11 protein-coding genes are annotated in these 14,874 nt (G+C 53.1%); 5 read left to right on the top strand and 6 right to left on the bottom strand.

Translation table 11 applies throughout. The annotated features are described in order from the left end of the window. Positions 1 to 76: 76 nt before the first annotated feature. From MHI43_RS30495 to MHI43_RS30485, 3 genes are all read left to right on the top strand, one after another. Positions 77 to 1,102, top strand: coding sequence for a DUF2332 domain-containing protein (locus MHI43_RS30495; protein WP_036659291.1), 1,026 nt, complete (start codon positions 77 to 79; stop codon positions 1,100 to 1,102). A gap of 308 nt (positions 1,103 to 1,410) precedes the next feature. Further along, positions 1,411 to 2,799 (top strand): class II fumarate hydratase, encoded by a 1,389-nt coding sequence (gene fumC / locus MHI43_RS30490; RefSeq protein WP_015737836.1) that lies wholly within the window; start codon positions 1,411 to 1,413, stop codon positions 2,797 to 2,799. 267 nt (positions 2,800 to 3,066) lie between these two features. Beyond that, positions 3,067 to 4,107 carry a hypothetical protein gene (locus MHI43_RS30485; RefSeq protein WP_036659290.1) on the top strand — a complete coding sequence of 347 codons (1,041 nt, stop codon included), beginning with the start codon at positions 3,067 to 3,069 and terminating at the stop codon, positions 4,105 to 4,107. Positions 4,108 to 4,220: 113 nt separating this feature from the next. Here the strand turns inward: MHI43_RS30485 and MHI43_RS30480 are convergent, their stop codons facing one another. From MHI43_RS30480 to MHI43_RS30455, 6 genes are all read right to left on the bottom strand, one after another. Next, the gene (locus MHI43_RS30480; RefSeq protein WP_015737834.1) at positions 4,221 to 4,778 is read right to left on the bottom strand and encodes a hypothetical protein; all 558 of its coding nucleotides are present in this window, start codon (positions 4,776 to 4,778) and stop codon (positions 4,221 to 4,223) included. A gap of 353 nt (positions 4,779 to 5,131) precedes the next feature. Then, positions 5,132 to 6,721 carry a PTS sugar transporter gene (locus MHI43_RS30475; protein WP_036659289.1) on the bottom strand — a complete coding sequence of 530 codons (1,590 nt, stop codon included), beginning with the start codon at positions 6,719 to 6,721 and terminating at the stop codon, positions 5,132 to 5,134. Positions 6,722 to 6,872: 151 nt separating this feature from the next. Continuing rightward, positions 6,873 to 8,225, bottom strand: a complete 1,353-nt coding sequence (locus MHI43_RS30470) for a hemolysin family protein (protein ID WP_015737831.1) — start codon at positions 8,223 to 8,225, stop codon at positions 6,873 to 6,875. Positions 8,226 to 8,909: 684 nt separating this feature from the next. Then, positions 8,910 to 10,769 carry an LTA synthase family protein gene (locus tag MHI43_RS30465; RefSeq protein ID WP_036659287.1) on the bottom strand — a complete coding sequence of 620 codons (1,860 nt, stop codon included), beginning with the start codon at positions 10,767 to 10,769 and terminating at the stop codon, positions 8,910 to 8,912. 267 nt (positions 10,770 to 11,036) lie between these two features. Further along, positions 11,037 to 11,726, bottom strand: a complete 690-nt coding sequence (locus MHI43_RS30460) for a CidB/LrgB family autolysis modulator (protein WP_036659285.1) — start codon at positions 11,724 to 11,726, stop codon at positions 11,037 to 11,039. Further along, complete coding sequence (locus MHI43_RS30455) at positions 11,723 to 12,094, bottom strand: CidA/LrgA family holin-like protein (protein ID WP_009590362.1); 372 nt, start codon at positions 12,092 to 12,094, stop codon at positions 11,723 to 11,725. Before MHI43_RS30455 ends, MHI43_RS30460 begins: the two co-directional genes overlap by 4 nt. Before the next feature lie 127 nt (positions 12,095 to 12,221). Here MHI43_RS30455 and MHI43_RS30450 point away from each other — a divergent pair, with 127 nt between their 5' ends. After that, on the top strand, positions 12,222 to 13,112 hold the full coding sequence (locus MHI43_RS30450) for a LysR family transcriptional regulator (RefSeq protein ID WP_015737828.1): 891 nt from the start codon (positions 12,222 to 12,224) through the stop codon (positions 13,110 to 13,112). 98 nt (positions 13,113 to 13,210) lie between these two features. Next, positions 13,211 to 14,842, top strand: coding sequence for a catalase (locus tag MHI43_RS30445; RefSeq protein WP_235201594.1), 1,632 nt, complete (start codon positions 13,211 to 13,213; stop codon positions 14,840 to 14,842). The last annotated feature ends 32 nt before the right edge of the window (positions 14,843 to 14,874 follow it).

The raw sequence follows: 14,874 nt of genomic DNA, 5'->3' as shown, positions 1-14,874 counted from the left end.
GCGGCTTCTGGAAAGATGTAACATTAGTCTTAAGCAGGATCAAGGGTTCATTACAACGTTAGGGGTGTGGTATAGGGTGGATTCGAAACGGTTGGTGAACGTATTTCGTCATTTTGCTGAGCGGGAATGTCCGGGTTCCAGCGTGTTCTATGAGTATTTGGCCCGGCATATTGCCGATGATGAAGAGGTGCTGCAGGTCGCTGCGTTGGTTCCGTCCGGCCAGCCCGTGCCCAATATGCTGTTCGGAGCGGTTCAATACTTGCTGCTTCAGGGCGAGGGTCCGGAGCTGAGGGCGTATTACCCCGGCCTTGCGGAGCACCCGAAGGAGATGGCCTCCTGTTATCCCCATTTCCGGGCATTCGTGCTGGAGCATGAAGCAGCCATTATCGGAATCCTGAAGCGCAAACGGGTACAGACGAACGAAGTCCGTCGCTGCGCGTACCTGTATCCGGTGTTCTGCTCCATTTATGACAAGGTCCGGAAGCCGCTTGCCCTGGTGGAGCTTGGAACGAGTGCCGGATTGCAGCTGCTGTGGGATCAATACAGTTATTCCTATGGAGACACGGCGAGTTACGGCCTTACGGAATCGAAGGTGCGCATTACATCGGAGATCAGGGGAGACCGCAAACCGTTCCTGCCGGCCTCCAGTCCGCCGGTTGTTTACCGGATGGGGATCGATCTGCATGTGAATGACGTACGGAACCCGGAACATTTCTTATGGCTGCGAGCTTTGATTTGGCCGGGCAATCACGATCGGGTGTCCATGCTGGAGCATGCGGCGGAGGCGTTGAAGCAGCAGTCAGACGTACGTTTCCGGGAGGGGGATGGGACGGTGCTGCTGCCTGACATCGTGAAGGAGATTCCGGAAGAGGCCGTGATCTGCGTGTTTCATACGCATGTGGCCAACCAGATTCCGGAGGCGTCCAAGCAAATATTGCTGCGGCATCTGAGCGAGATTGGAAGCAAGCGCGATATTGTGCACGTCTACAACAATATGCAGGATGAGGATCTGCATGCCGATTATATCCTCGGGGGCGTGCCGAGCAAGTTTACGACGGCACGCACGGATGGGCATGCGCGCTGGTTCGAGTGGCTGTTATAAGGCAGGGAGATGATTGACTTAGCCTGAATAAGGACGGCGAACGGAACGGTGATGGCCGTTCGTTACAAGTCATATGCCCGTAAACGACCGCGAGCCCGGAAGGCAGCCGGGCTGAGACTTAGAGAACAACAGCCGCAGCCTTCATCGCGTATATTTTTTTATTGGGCAAGTCTGTGTCATAATAGGAGAGATGGAATATAAAGCGCTTTATGCTATGCGATTGAACCCGAGGATCGGGCTCTTCCATGGTGGAAGGGCTCTCGTTCAGGGCATGGCAGCATTCAAGGAGACCAAAGGAGGAAGTTGGGATGGATTATCGTATTGAGAAGGATACCCTGGGTGAGATTAAAGTGCCTGCGGATAAGTTATGGGCAGCGCAGACACAGCGCAGTTCCGAGAATTTCCGGATAGGAACCGAAACGATGCCGAAGGAGATCATTCGGGCGTTCGCGATATTGAAGAAGAGCGCGGCCATCGTCAACGGCAAGCTCGGCAAGCTGGATGCAGATAAGGTGGATGCGATCACAACCGCGGCCGATGAGATCGTGGACGGCAAGTGGGATGAGCATTTTCCGCTGGTGGTTTGGCAGACCGGCAGCGGCACGCAGTCCAACATGAACGTGAACGAAGTCATTGCGAATCGGGCCAATCAGCTGCTCGAGCGAAAAGACAGCACGCTGCGCGTTCATCCCAACGATGACGTCAACAAATCCCAAAGCTCCAACGATACGTTTCCGACGGCGATGCACATGGCTGCGGTCGTGGCCATGGAAGATCAGGTGATGCCTGCGCTCCGCCGTTTGAAGAAAACGTTCGAGAAGAAAAGCGATGAATATAAGGACCTGATCAAAATCGGCCGTACGCACCTTCAGGATGCAACGCCGCTGACGCTCGGACAGGAAATCAGCGGCTGGCACCGGATGCTGGAGAAGTGCGAATTGATGCTGGCTTCGGCCGTAGAACCGCTGCGCGAGCTGGCTATTGGCGGCACCGCCGTGGGTACCGGCATTAACGCGCATCCGAAATTCGGAGAAATGACGGCGGCCGAAATCAGCCTGCAGATCGGAAAAAGCTACACGTCCGCCAGCAACAAGTTCCATTCGCTGACCAGCCATGACGAGATCGTATTTGCCCATGGGGCGCTGAAGGCGCTGGCTGCCGATCTGATGAAGATCGCCAACGATGTTCGCTGGCTGGCAAGCGGTCCCCGTTCCGGCATCGGTGAGCTCACGATCCCTGCCAACGAACCGGGAAGCTCCATCATGCCGGGGAAAGTAAATCCAACCCAGAGCGAAGCGCTGACGATGGTGGTCTGCCAAGTGATGGGCAACGATGCCACGATCGGTTTTGCGGCAAGCCAGGGCAATTTTGAGCTGAACGTCTTCAAGCCGGTCATCATTTATAATTTCTTGCAGTCCGTGCGTCTGCTGGCGGATGCCATGGATTCGTTCGACCAGAATTGCGCCATCGGCATCGAAGCCAATCTTGACGTGATCCGCGCGAACATGGAGCGGTCGCTAATGCTGGTGACGGCGCTGAATCCGCATATCGGATACGAGAATGCCGCCGCCATCGCGAAACGTGCGCATAAAGAAGGGACAACGCTTCGCGAAGCGGCGCTGGCAAGCGGTCTGCTTAGCGGAGAGGATTTTGACCGGATCGTCCGTCCGGAAGAAATGATACATCCGAAGGAATAGGGGAGTTTTCTTTTGAGCTTTATTTCTAGGCAGGTTTCCCGTTGAACCAAGGGCCCATTTCACCACGGTGAAGTGGGCTTTTGTTGATTAGAGATTGTTACCCACCGAGCCGAACGCATTCGATCATCGCAAGAAAAACATCACGGAACGCCGCTCGTCTGCCGCGAAAGTGCTTCAATCGTTTATCTCCGGCTTCGCAGCGGTTATAATATGGTGACAGCATCTGACAATACTTCACAAACAAACGTAAGAAGGATGGATGATAACTTGAAGAAACATCAATGGATGGCTACGCTGCTCTCTCTGATATGCACCGGGCTCGGGATGTTTTATATCGGGACGCCGGGCATGATCATAGGCGGAATGCTGCTCATGGCGCTGCAGGGAGCGGCTTTGTTTATTTTTTTCATGACACTGGGATACTTGGGCTTGATTATCGGTCCGCTAGCAATTGGGATTCATATTATAGGTTTGATCATACCGGTCATCTACTTCAGCTACCGATCGCCAAGGAAACCGATGTTCGACGAGAAGCGGCGGCGTCAGCTCGCCTCCCCTTGGAAAATCGTCGTGCGGACGATCATCGGACTGGCCTTGTTCGCAGGGTCGATTTACGCCGGGTACACCTGGGGATCCGCCCCGTTCATGAAGACGGCTGCAGAGAAACGCGAGGTTCAGGAAGCGGCGGAGTCCTATCTGGAACAGAAGTACAACGAACCCTTTAAGGTCACGGACGTGGATTATACCTGGGCCATAGGCTCGTATCATCTTACGGCTCATCCGGAGCAGGCGCCAGAGCTTGAATTTACGCTGAGCAGTAATGAAGCCAGCCCTCCCGTCATATCGAATGATACCTACCTGAACCGGCTCTGGGGACAGCAGCTGAGGGACCGGCTGAAACCTCTGCTGGATGAGCTTTATCCGGGCCAGGCGTTTGGGGAGGCGTATGTGAACGCCGGTGCCGAAACACTAGAGCGTGATTATAGCCAACTGGCGAATAGCGCCGAGGGTGATGTCAGTCAGAACATCAGATTGATCGTATTCGCGGATTTGACGGCGGATAGTCTGGCGCAGGAGAAGGAACGGGTGCTGGAGCTGATTCGGCGGCTGCCTTCGGTGACGGTGCCGGGGGAGACGGATCTTGCCATCGATTATTATGCTGCGGATTTGAAGACGGCGGAGAGCGTAAAGAAGGTGGAGCAGGATATCGATTATATGAAGGGGAAAACCAGTACTTACAGCTTCAGGGTGTTCGACATTTCGGACATTACGTCCGCGGAAGACATCGAGATCAGGGGGCTGGAATGAGGAATTTTGCAGGAGTATAAAATCGATTCTAGATTCAGAAGCCAGGCGGAGTGGATAACTCCGCCTGGCTTCTTGTTGATGAATCATGATCCAACATGTGAAGGGAGCCTTCGTTAATGCAGGGACAGCTGGATGCTGCGTCCTTTCGGCGTCTTCGTCATGGTCAGCTTTAAGTTCAAGGCCTTGGCCATGTCGCGGACAGGGACGTAGAGGGTGTTCTTTATGAACAGGGGACCGTCGTACTTGCTCTTGTCCAGCTTGCAGTGGTCCGATTCTTCGGCACACAGCCTCGCCGGTTTATAAATGTCGATATCGTTCACGCTCATCTCTTGCGTAGCCCGCCGTACGATCGTATATCCCCAGCTGTCGTTTCCCCATACCGATACTGGGGGACCGCTTGCCGCTTTCAGGTCATATTGATGAAAGTTGTCCAGCTCCTCCTGCAGCGTATACGAGATTTCGTATCCCATTGCATCGGCTAAGGATTTGAGCGGAACGTACGCCTTGCCTTTGCGAACATGGACGTCCTTTATATGGGTGCCGCCGACGTTTACGTAATAGCCTTCCGCTTCGTTAGCGGCTGCTTGCTCGCCCTGCCAGATGAGGGAAGCGGCTAACAGGACGCTGGTCAGCGCGAAGAGCGATATCCTTCTGAATTTCTCGATCGTCATAACCTCCTTGCATATCGAATGGGTGTTAGGAAGCCGAATGGGGAGCCTATCTACTATATAGACTCTTTTTCCGATCCATTGGTTAGCCCGTTTTCGTAAGAAAATAAGGACAAGCCTGCGAATGTAAGCTCTTTAGGAACCTTGATTCAGGCTGGCCTGCAGCTGTCAGCAAGGAATCCAGCACCGCAATGATCCGGTATTGACGCCATTATGGGGAAGCCGATGGGGGAGGCAGATAGCATGCATGATAAAAGGACGGATCAAGCTGATGCGCTTGATCCGTCCTTTTATTGTGGGGCTGGCTTCTTATGTCATGGAGAAGCACCAATGCATAGGGTTGAACCGGCTTCGCATTACATGCTCACGGTATTCCTGGCATCCCGGTAACCCGACAACTTGTTAACGAAGAAGGTGATCAGGAACGAACAGAGCAGGCTGGCTGCCATCGAGATCAGGAAGCCCATCGTGTTATTCGATGTAATGGGCCCGATGAAGGAGGGCACATAGGCCGTCCCCCGGACCCCGAACAAACCGACGAGCATGCCGCCAAGTCCAGCCGAGGCAATCGCTCCGGCAAATACAAGCTTGTTCGAAAACATGAACGGATAGGCGGCTTCAACGAAGGTGCCAAACCCCATGTTGATGGCGAATCCGGGGGCTGCGACGGCGGCTTCTCCCTTATCCCGCGGAGCGATAATATTGGCTAGCGTGATGCCTGCGGATACCATCACCAAGCCGACCATATCGACCGCGCCGAGGAAGCTGTTGCTGGTTGTTTCCATCTCCAGCAGCACAATCGGCAGGATGGCCGCATGATAGACGCCGCCGATGATGGCGGGCCAGATCAGCAGGCCGGCAATCAATCCGGCCATGGCGGGACTCCAGGAGACAAGCGTCTCGATCAGGAAGCGGATGCCTTGCCCTGCGCTCAGCGCAATCGGCGCAATCAGGAAGTAGACCAACAAACCGGCAATCAGTCCCGACACGCCGCCGGCAACAATGTTGACCGTCGTAGCGGGGAAACGCCACTCCACGCATTGACGGAATATGTAATGGACGATAATGCCTGCGCCGATCCCGCCGATGATGCCGCCGATAATGCCTCCTTCGACGGACAGAACGCCTGCCACGATGCCCGCCACGATGGACACCTCGTCCAACTCGGAGACCTGTTTGGCTGCAATGACGGCAACGATGACCGGCAGCGCCTTGATCAGCAGGTCAAACACTTCGGTCAACGAAGATAACCCCGGGATTTTGCTGACCGCCAGGATCAGGGCCATGCCGATGAAACCGGGGAGAGACGCCATCATGATGCCCCGAATATTGATTCTTCGCCATGGAGACGAGCTGCCGGACACCGCATGGATATTTGCGGACGCATTCCCGATGACCGGCCGGTACGTAAGCCGCCAATGCTTGCTGAGGGAAGTGACAAAGGTGACCGCGCGGGTTCTGTTGGTTGTTCCGGTTGTGCCGGAAGCGGCAATGACATGTGCGCCTTTGGTTTGGATGATGGCCATGGAGGTACCACCCGTACCCGTCACCGGGAGGCGGAATTTGGCAGCGGCCTCAATGGCATGCCGGTTGCTGCCCTCCGGATCGGCGCTCATGACGATGATGCCGTCAATTTCGCCGAGTTCAATCTGCTCGGCAATCTCCCGGTCCAGCCGCTCGGCCGCCTGATTGACCTGCTGAAGGGTGCCTTCAGCGACAATGATGGGCTCTCCTTGGGAAGAGCTCCAGCTGTAAAGAGCCGCAGGCGTCGTATCCTTGGCTGCGTCCATGGAGACCTGGGCAGCGATAAACTGCAGGGCCCCGCAAGACAGGCCTGCACTCTCCATCTGCATCAAGATCTCATCCAGCAGCTTGCGCGGGTCTTTGCCGCCGAGATTGTACAGATTGCCGCCGCTGCTTCCGATGATGGCGATTTGACGATTCATGACTTGCTGCCCCCAATACGTTAGAAATTAGATAATTTCTATATTACAGCAGAGTTATAACTTATTAAAGTGTTAAAATGCGATCCCGCCAAACCAAAAGCCGCCATGCATACCCGGTAAGGGCTGCATGGCGGCTTGGTCATCCTGTTATCTATTCGTTGCTTTCGCTGGCCGCTGCAACGGCAGAGGCTTCTTCCGCCGCTTCTTCAGGCGTTTCTTTGACGATTTGCAGCTTCGTGTAACGGTGGGTCTTCTTCTCGATGACGGTGAACGTCAGGTCATTGTACCTCCACGTATCGCCTTTGGCGAGTTCGGAGTTATGACCGTACAGCCAGCCGCCGATCGTATCCAGGTCATCGGTGCTCAGGTCCGTATGAAGCAGGTCGTTGATCCGGTTAATGGATACCTTGCCGTCTGCGATGATGCGGTTCGGCTCAGGCTGGGTCAGCTCGCGCTCTTCATCTTCGTCGAATTCGTCGCGGATCTCGCCGACGATCTCCTCCAAAATATCCTCGATGGTGATCATCCCGGACGTACCGCCGTATTCGTCGATCAGGATGGCCATATGTGTGCCTTCCTGCTGCATTTTTCGAAGCAGCTTCTTGATCGGAATCGCTTCGGATACCGTCATGGCCGGATGAATCAGCTTGGTCAAGTCGATATTGGAATTGTCATCGAACTCCAGGAAGAACTGTTTGGTGTTCACCATGCCGACGATCTGATCCTTGTCTCCGCGAACAACCGGGAACCGGGTGTACTGCTCGCGCTTGATAATCTGCAGGTTGGCGGCAAGCGGCTTGTCAACATACAGACAGATCATATCGGTACGGGGTACCATAATCTCTTTGGCAAGCATATCATCAAAAGCAAAAATTCGGCTTACATAACCGTATTCGGCTTGGTTAATCTTTCCGCTCTCATAACTGTCGCTCAGAATCATGCGGAGTTCTTCTTCGGAGTGAGCCTCCTCATGTTCACTGGCAGGGTGCATGCCGAACAGACGGACAATCTTGTTGGCAGATCCGTTCAAGAGCCAGATGAATGGATACATAATGCGGTTAAACCAGATAATCGGCGTCGCACACAGGAACGACACGGCTTCAGCCTTATTGATAGCGATCGTTTTCGGTGCAAGTTCGCCGATTACGACGTGAATGTAAGTCATGATAATAAATGCAAGCAAGAAAGAGATCAGCGAAGCGATCGCCGCAGGAATCGAAAGGCTGTCAAACACCGGGTGCAGAATCTTCTCGATGGTCGGTTCCCCGAGCCAGCCGAGACCGAGCGCCGTGATGGTAATCCCGAGCTGACACGCGGACAGATATCCGTCGAGATTCGATGTTACCTTTTTGACGGCGAGAGCACCTTTGCGCCCTTCCATCACCAATTGGTCTACCCGGCTGGGACGAAGTCTTATGATAGCAAATTCCGTCATAACGAAAAAAGCGGTAGCTGCGATAAGCACAGCGACTAAGAATAAATTTAAGCCTATATTGTCGTCCAAACAAAACACATCCTTTTTTATCTGATCCGAATTAGTTTTTTAATAACCATCAATTACTATGCATGGCTGTCAACGTAATTCGACCGGAATTTTAAAGGTTCTAGCTTCATGTGCTTGAGGAGGAGAAACATATCGGTATCCGTGTTGCATGTAACGTTATGCAAGGAAAGCAGAGACACATGGCGTTGTGACTCCAGCATCAACCGAACGGGTTCCGGACTTTTAGGTACCGGCGTCGGCGCTGGCAGAGTGCCTTCAGAGGCTTCCATTCCCTGCGTCGCCGCAGCGGAATCGGTGATGTCCACCAGGGGAACATTACAAACGGAAGCAATCAGCAGTAAGCCAAGTGTGGAACATATAATTCTGTTTATCCTTCGTATGGGGTCCAAGTCGGATCGTCACTCCTACAATTCGTAATCGATTTGCTCTAAAAAATATATGGCTTAATTGTCAGCGTATGAATATGAAGTGATTTGAGTAGTTGTACGTAATTTCACCACGAACGCGGTCTTCAAAACAAGGTATATTGCTATTAATCATAAGAAAAAGTAAGCCACTATGTCAAATAACAGTCGCAATCGGCTATATAAATCCTTATATATCAAGGGTTTCGGATGATCGCCAGGCATACAAAAAAAGACAACCCTCCAAGATTTCCGGAGAGTTGTCCCATGCTGCAACGGACTATTTATGGTATGGCTGTTGTCTGATATAGCTGTCGGACAGATGAAGCAGCTTCAGCGCGCGTTCGAATTCTTCCTTGGTAGCCTGGGTCTTCTTCACGTCCGAATTCGGAAGCGGATGCTTGGTTCCGTCCTCAAAGCCGATGCCCGGAATGTACAGGGTCGTATTGTTGATGAACGTGCCCGAAGGCAGGTAATACCGCTCCGGCAGCAAATTATTATCGGTGTGATTGAGCAGATCCTGGCCAAAATGTAGCTGATGGTCCATCGATACGCCCAGCAGGTTGGCCACCGTCGGCAAGAGGTCGATTTGTCCGCCGACCTGCTCCTTCACTTCGGGCTGAATTCCCTCGCCATGGATGATAAGCGGAATGTTGATCATATCTCCGGAGGTATATTCGCGGCCGTAAATTTCGTGCATCAGCTCTTTATCCTTGTGGTCCAGGGAGTAAATCGGCAGTCCAAGATGATCGCCGTAGAGAACGATCAAGCTGTTATCCCATACGCCGTCTTTCTTCAGCTGCTCGATGAATTTGCCGAGTGCGTCATCGGCATAATTCTGGGAACGGATGTAGTCGCCGACAAAGGTGCCTTCATACCGCTCCGGCAGGGTCATCCGATATTTATCCTCAGGAATCGTGAACGGATGGTGAGCCGACATGGAAATGACCTGGGTATAGAAAGGTTTACCGGCATCGTTCATTTTCTTCAGCTCGGCGGCCGTTTTGGAGTACAGAGCGTCATCCGAAGCGCCGAAGAACAGCTTATCGTCTTCACCGAAGAACGCTTTATCGTAATAACGGTTGAAACCGAGCGCCTTGTACAGCTCCCCGCGGTTCCAGAACTCCACGACGTTGGTGTGGAAGGTCGCCGTATCATATCCTTCCCCTTGCAGCAGTCTCGGCAGGCTTGGCAGAACCCTGTCCGCATAATGCTGCGTAGCCGCACCCCGCGGCGGAATGTAGAAGGAAGTATTCACAACAAACTCGGCATCCGAGGTATTGCCTTGACCGACATTCTGGTAGAAGTTCGGAAAGTAATTGCTCTCGCGGGCCAGCTTGTTGATGTTAGGCGTAATTTCCTTGCCGTCAATCTTGAGGTCGACCAAGAACTTCTGGAAGGACTCCATCTGGATGATGATCAGATTCTTGCCTTTGGCGACACCTGTGAGCAGGGCCTCCTTATCGGACGCTTCCAGGCCTTTCAATGCGTTGACTTTATCCTGGGTAATGGTTTTGGCATCCACGAGCTCTTTATTCTCCTGTTGGAAAATCGTGTAGGCCTCGTAGTTCAGAATCCCCATTTCCTGCGCCTTCACGATTTCGTTCATGCTTGCGCGGTTCGGCATGATCTGGAACAGGCACAGCATTAAAGAGACAACAAAAACAATCGGGATAATTTTGCGTTTTTCTTTTTTCGCATGCCGAGTCTTCCAATTTTTAACGCGGTCGCTGCGCCACAACAGAACAAACATCACGATGATATCCGTAAAGATCAGCAGATAGTAAGGGTCCATCAAGGAGAATACGCTGTTGCTCACCGCCGTTACCTGGTTCACCTGCTCTAACGCGTGATAGGTAACGATGACACCGTAATATTTATAATACATAATGGCTGCAAAGAAGATGGCGGTCAGCAGCAGATTAACGCTCATATAAGCCGTCAGCTTTCGCTTGGAAGCAACCCATTCGATCAAGCTGAACACAAGCCAGATAAAGGGAATTTCCGTAATCAGCGGTTTCCATGGCATGACATCATCAAAAATGACCGTCCAGGCCAGGTAGCTTTTGAGCAGCATAATAACAGAGAAAAATATAAATGGCTTCGTAATCGTTAACCGAAACCGCGAGGTGGAGAACACCTGTATCGCCTTCCTTTCAGGGCCGCCACAGACCTGTTCGCAAAACTTCGGCGGCTATTCGTTTTTAAGAATACATAGACGTTATTCTTACTGTAGATTTACGTTCCGTATACCATTTATTTAACAAAACTAATGAACAGAATTTATTATGACCTCTTCGGAGGAGGTTGTCAAAGAGTTAAAGTAAGTCCCGAAATTTCCTATAACAACACAAAAAGACAACGAAAAAACCGGTCATTGCCGGTTTTGTCAGAGTTTTAGCAAATATTAATAAAGAAAGGACATGATCAGCGGTGCGGTTCCGAGGGTGAAGAGCGCGGCGACGATCATCGAAATGCTGGATATGGTTCCCGAGAGGGAACTGAATTCGAATGCTTTGGAGGTGCCGGTTCCGTGGGCGCTGGTCCCAAACAGAACCCCTCTCGCGATATCGCCCCGGATCCGGAAGATCCGCATGATGGCGGGTCCGATCATGGACCCGAGAATCCCGGTCATAATGACGAAGACGGCGGTCATGTTCGGCACGCCCCCGATCACCTCGGATACGTTCATGGCGATAGGCGTCGTAATGGAGCGCGGCACCAGGCTGGTAGCCAGAGAACTGTTCAGGTGCATCCATTTTGCGAGAAACGCGGAAGATAACATGGCCAGCACCGATCCCGTCAGCACGCTGAGCATAATCTCGGCCGCGTGTTTCTTCAGGGTTTGGAAGTTCTTGTACAGCGGCACGGCAAAAGCGATCGTGGCCGGTCCGAGCAGCTTGCTGATCCACTGCGCACCTTCATTGTATGATTCATAGGATACGCCCGTTTGTGTCAATATCACAACAATCAGCACCGGCGTGATCAGGAGCGGCGATAAATAAACCTTCGGCAGGCGGCGATACAGCCTTTTGGCTCCCCCGTAAATCCCGATCGTTAACAGCAGGCCGAGGATGACGGTCAGCAGGATGTTCATGGCGTTTTACGCCCCTTTCTGGATGAGATGAAGCCGGCCGTCAGCCCAGAGCTTACCATCACGATGACGGTGCTGAACAAAACAACGGCCAGAATCTGGAGCCCTTCGGCTTCCAGCATCGGGAAATATTTCATGATCCCGACCGCGGCGGGGATAAAGAACAGCAGCAGTTCGGCGAGAAGCCAATTGGCGCCGAGCTCGATCCACTCCAGACGGAGGATCTTGGTTTCGAGAAGGATAAACACAACCACGATTCCGAGAATGCTGCCCGGAATTCCGATATTCAGCCAGGCGGCCAGTTGATCCATCCCTAAGGAAAGAAGCATGAATCCGGCCACTTGAAGCGTTCCTTTCAACATGTTGACCATGACCGGCCTCCTTATTTTCATTGGTATTGAAATTTTACAACGATAATTTTCATAGGTAAAATGCATATATCGAATGATAAGTATTCCATTTATCTATACATAGCCAAAAATGAAGGGAGCATCGGGAATGGACATACGGCACCTGGAGTATTTTCTTGAGGTAGCGAGGAACCAGAGCTTCACCAAGGCCGCAGAGAAGCTGTACATTACGCAGCCGACGATCAGCAAAACGATTCGCAACATGGAGGACGAGTGGGGCGTTACCTTGTTCTATCGTCAGGGCAAACGGATTGAGCTGACCGACGCCGGCCAAATCATGTATCAGCAGGCCCAGCAGATGGTGGAATCCTTCCAGCGGGTATCGGCCGAACTGGAAGATCTCATGAACCTGAAGCGCGGCCATCTGCGCATCGGGCTTCCGCCCATGGTGGGCTCAAGCTTTTTTCCCGAAGTAATCGGGCAGTTCCACCGGGAATATCCGAAGATTACCATTCAGCTGATCGAGGACGGCGCCAAGAAGGTGGAGGCGGACGTGGAGAGCGGCCAGACGGACATCGGCGTCGCCGTGCTGCCTGTCAATGAAGACGTATTCCACTATTATTCCTTCGTGAAAGAGAAGCTGAATCTGCTACTCCATCCATCCCATCGGTTGGCCGGAAGGGAGCATGTACACCTGAGTGAGCTTGCTGACGAGGCGTTTGTGTTGTTCCGGGAAGACTTTACGCTCCATGACCGGATTATCCGCGAATGCGTCAGCGCCGGCTTCGAGCCGCGGGTGGTCTATGAAAGCTCGCAGTGGGATCTCATCAGCGGCATGGTTGCCGCCAATCTGGGGATCGCGCTGCTTCCCGAAACGATATGCAAAGAGATCGATTCTTCGCGGGTGACGATATTGCCGCTGGACAATCCATCGATCCCGTGGCAGCTCGGGATGATCTGGAGGAAAGACCGCTACCTGTCCTTTGCCGTCAGGGAATGGATCAGCTTTACGCGTTCCCTACTGGGCGAGCATGATTAAGTTTGTTATAAAATGAAGGGCTTTTCATACATTTTCACGCCTTGGACATAATATCCATAGTAATAGAACCAATTTACAAGCCTTATATCCAAGGAGGAATGACAGTCGTGAGTGGCCAAGAGCATGATGGTAATAATGGAACGAACCAGGGACGGGAAGACTTTGCGCAGAACCGCGGCGAGACGGAGCGGGAGGATACGCTGACCAACCGGCAGGGACATCCTATTTCGGATAATCAGAATGTGAGAACGGTCGGGAATCGGGGGCCGATGACCCTGGAGAACTATCATTTTTTGGAGAAAATCACGCATTTTGACCGGGAGCGCATTCCGGAGCGCGTTGTGCATGCACGGGGTGCGGGAGCGCACGGTTACTTCGAAGCGTACGGGAAGGTGGGCGATGAGCCCGTTTCGAAGTATACCCGGGCCAAGCTGTTCCAGGTTGAAGGCAAGCGCACGCCGGTGTTTGTCCGGTTCTCAACCGTAATCCACGGTTCCGGCTCGCCTGAAACGCTTCGGGATCCGCGCGGGTTTGCCGTGAAATTCTACACCGAGGAGGGCAACTGGGATCTGGTCGGCAACAACCTGAAAATATTCTTTATCCGCGATCCGCTCAAATTTCCGGATATGGTCCACGCGTTCAAGCCGGATCCGGTATCCAACGTTCCGGGTCCCGTAGGCATGTTCGATTTCGTTTCCCGTTCCCCGGAAGCGACGCATATGATCACGTTTGTGTATTCCCCTTGGGGCATCCCGGCCAACTACCGCCAAATGCAGGGCTCCGGTGTGAATACATATAAATGGGTCAATGCAGAAGGTACCGGCGTGCTCGTCAAATATCATTGGGAGCCGCTGAAGCAGGGGATCAAGAATCTTACGCAGGAAGAAGCGAACAAGATTCAGGGCATGAATGACAGCCATGCGACGCAGGATCTGTACGAAGCCATTGAACGCGGGGATTACCCGGAGTGGGAGCTGTGCGTGCAGATTATGAGCGACGACGAGCATCCCGAGCTGGAATTCGATCCGCTGGATCCGACGAAGCTGTGGCCGGAGGATCAATTCCCATTCCTGAAGGTAGGCAAAATGGTGCTGAACAAAAATCCGGAGAACTACTACAACGAAGTGGAGCAGGCGGCCTTCGGCACGGGCGTGCTGGTTGACGGGCTTGATTTCTCGGACGACAAGCTGCTTCAGGGGCGTACCTTCTCCTACTCGGATACCCAGCGGCACCGCGTAGGCACGAACTACCTGCAGCTGCCGATCAATGCGCCGAAGAAACGGGTCGCTACCAATCAGCGGGGCGGGCAGATGTCCTTTTTCGTGGATAAGGCGCCTGGCCAAAGCCCGCATGTCGATTACGAGCCGTCCATGACGGATGGGCTGGTGGAAGCATCGCAGACGGCGAAGCCGCATCAGCCGCATTACGATGCCAACCTCGTGCGGCAGAAGCTGGATCGCACGCTGGATTTCAAGCAGGCCGGGGATACGTACAGAGCGTTTGAGGATTGGGAGCGAAACGACCTGATCAACAACCTCGTGGGTGCGCTGATCCAATGCGATATACGGATTCAAGACAAGATGGTGGAATATTTCACGAATGCGGACGAGGACTATGGGCGCCGAGTGCGGGAAGGACTCGAGCAGGCAAGGAAGGGCTCGAACGAGACCGTCCGGGAGCAGGCCGTAGAGGATGCAAACCGTATGGGCCACGAGGCAGACCCTTATTGATGCTTTGCCGGCCTTAGAGACGCCGTCCCGCA

The sequence above is a fragment of the Paenibacillus sp. FSL H8-0457 genome (assembly GCF_038051935.1).
In the GTDB taxonomy this organism is placed as follows: domain Bacteria; phylum Bacillota; class Bacilli; order Paenibacillales; family Paenibacillaceae; genus Paenibacillus_AQ; species Paenibacillus_AQ lautus_A.
Note: the sequence above shows the minus strand (reverse complement) of the source record. Positions and strands in the feature narration are given on the sequence as shown.

What these genes read in the sequence shown, in the direction of transcription:
- MHI43_RS30450 (WP_015737828.1), top strand. Translation starts at nt 12,222, where the DNA reads ATGGACATACGGCACCTGGAGTATTTTCTTGAGGTAGCGAGGAACCAG.
- MHI43_RS30460 (WP_036659285.1), bottom strand. Translation starts at nt 11,726, where the DNA reads ATGAACATCCTGCTGACCGTCATCCTCGGCCTGCTGTTAACGATCGGG.
- MHI43_RS30475 (WP_036659289.1), bottom strand. Translation starts at nt 6,721, where the DNA reads ATGAATCGTCAAATCGCCATCATCGGAAGCAGCGGCGGCAATCTGTAC.
- MHI43_RS30445 (WP_235201594.1), top strand. Translation starts at nt 13,211, where the DNA reads ATGACAGTCGTGAGTGGCCAAGAGCATGATGGTAATAATGGAACGAAC.
- MHI43_RS30455 (WP_009590362.1), bottom strand. Translation starts at nt 12,094, where the DNA reads ATGGTCAACATGTTGAAAGGAACGCTTCAAGTGGCCGGATTCATGCTT.
- MHI43_RS30480 (WP_015737834.1), bottom strand. Translation starts at nt 4,778, where the DNA reads ATGACGATCGAGAAATTCAGAAGGATATCGCTCTTCGCGCTGACCAGC.
- fumC (WP_015737836.1), top strand. Translation starts at nt 1,411, where the DNA reads ATGGATTATCGTATTGAGAAGGATACCCTGGGTGAGATTAAAGTGCCT.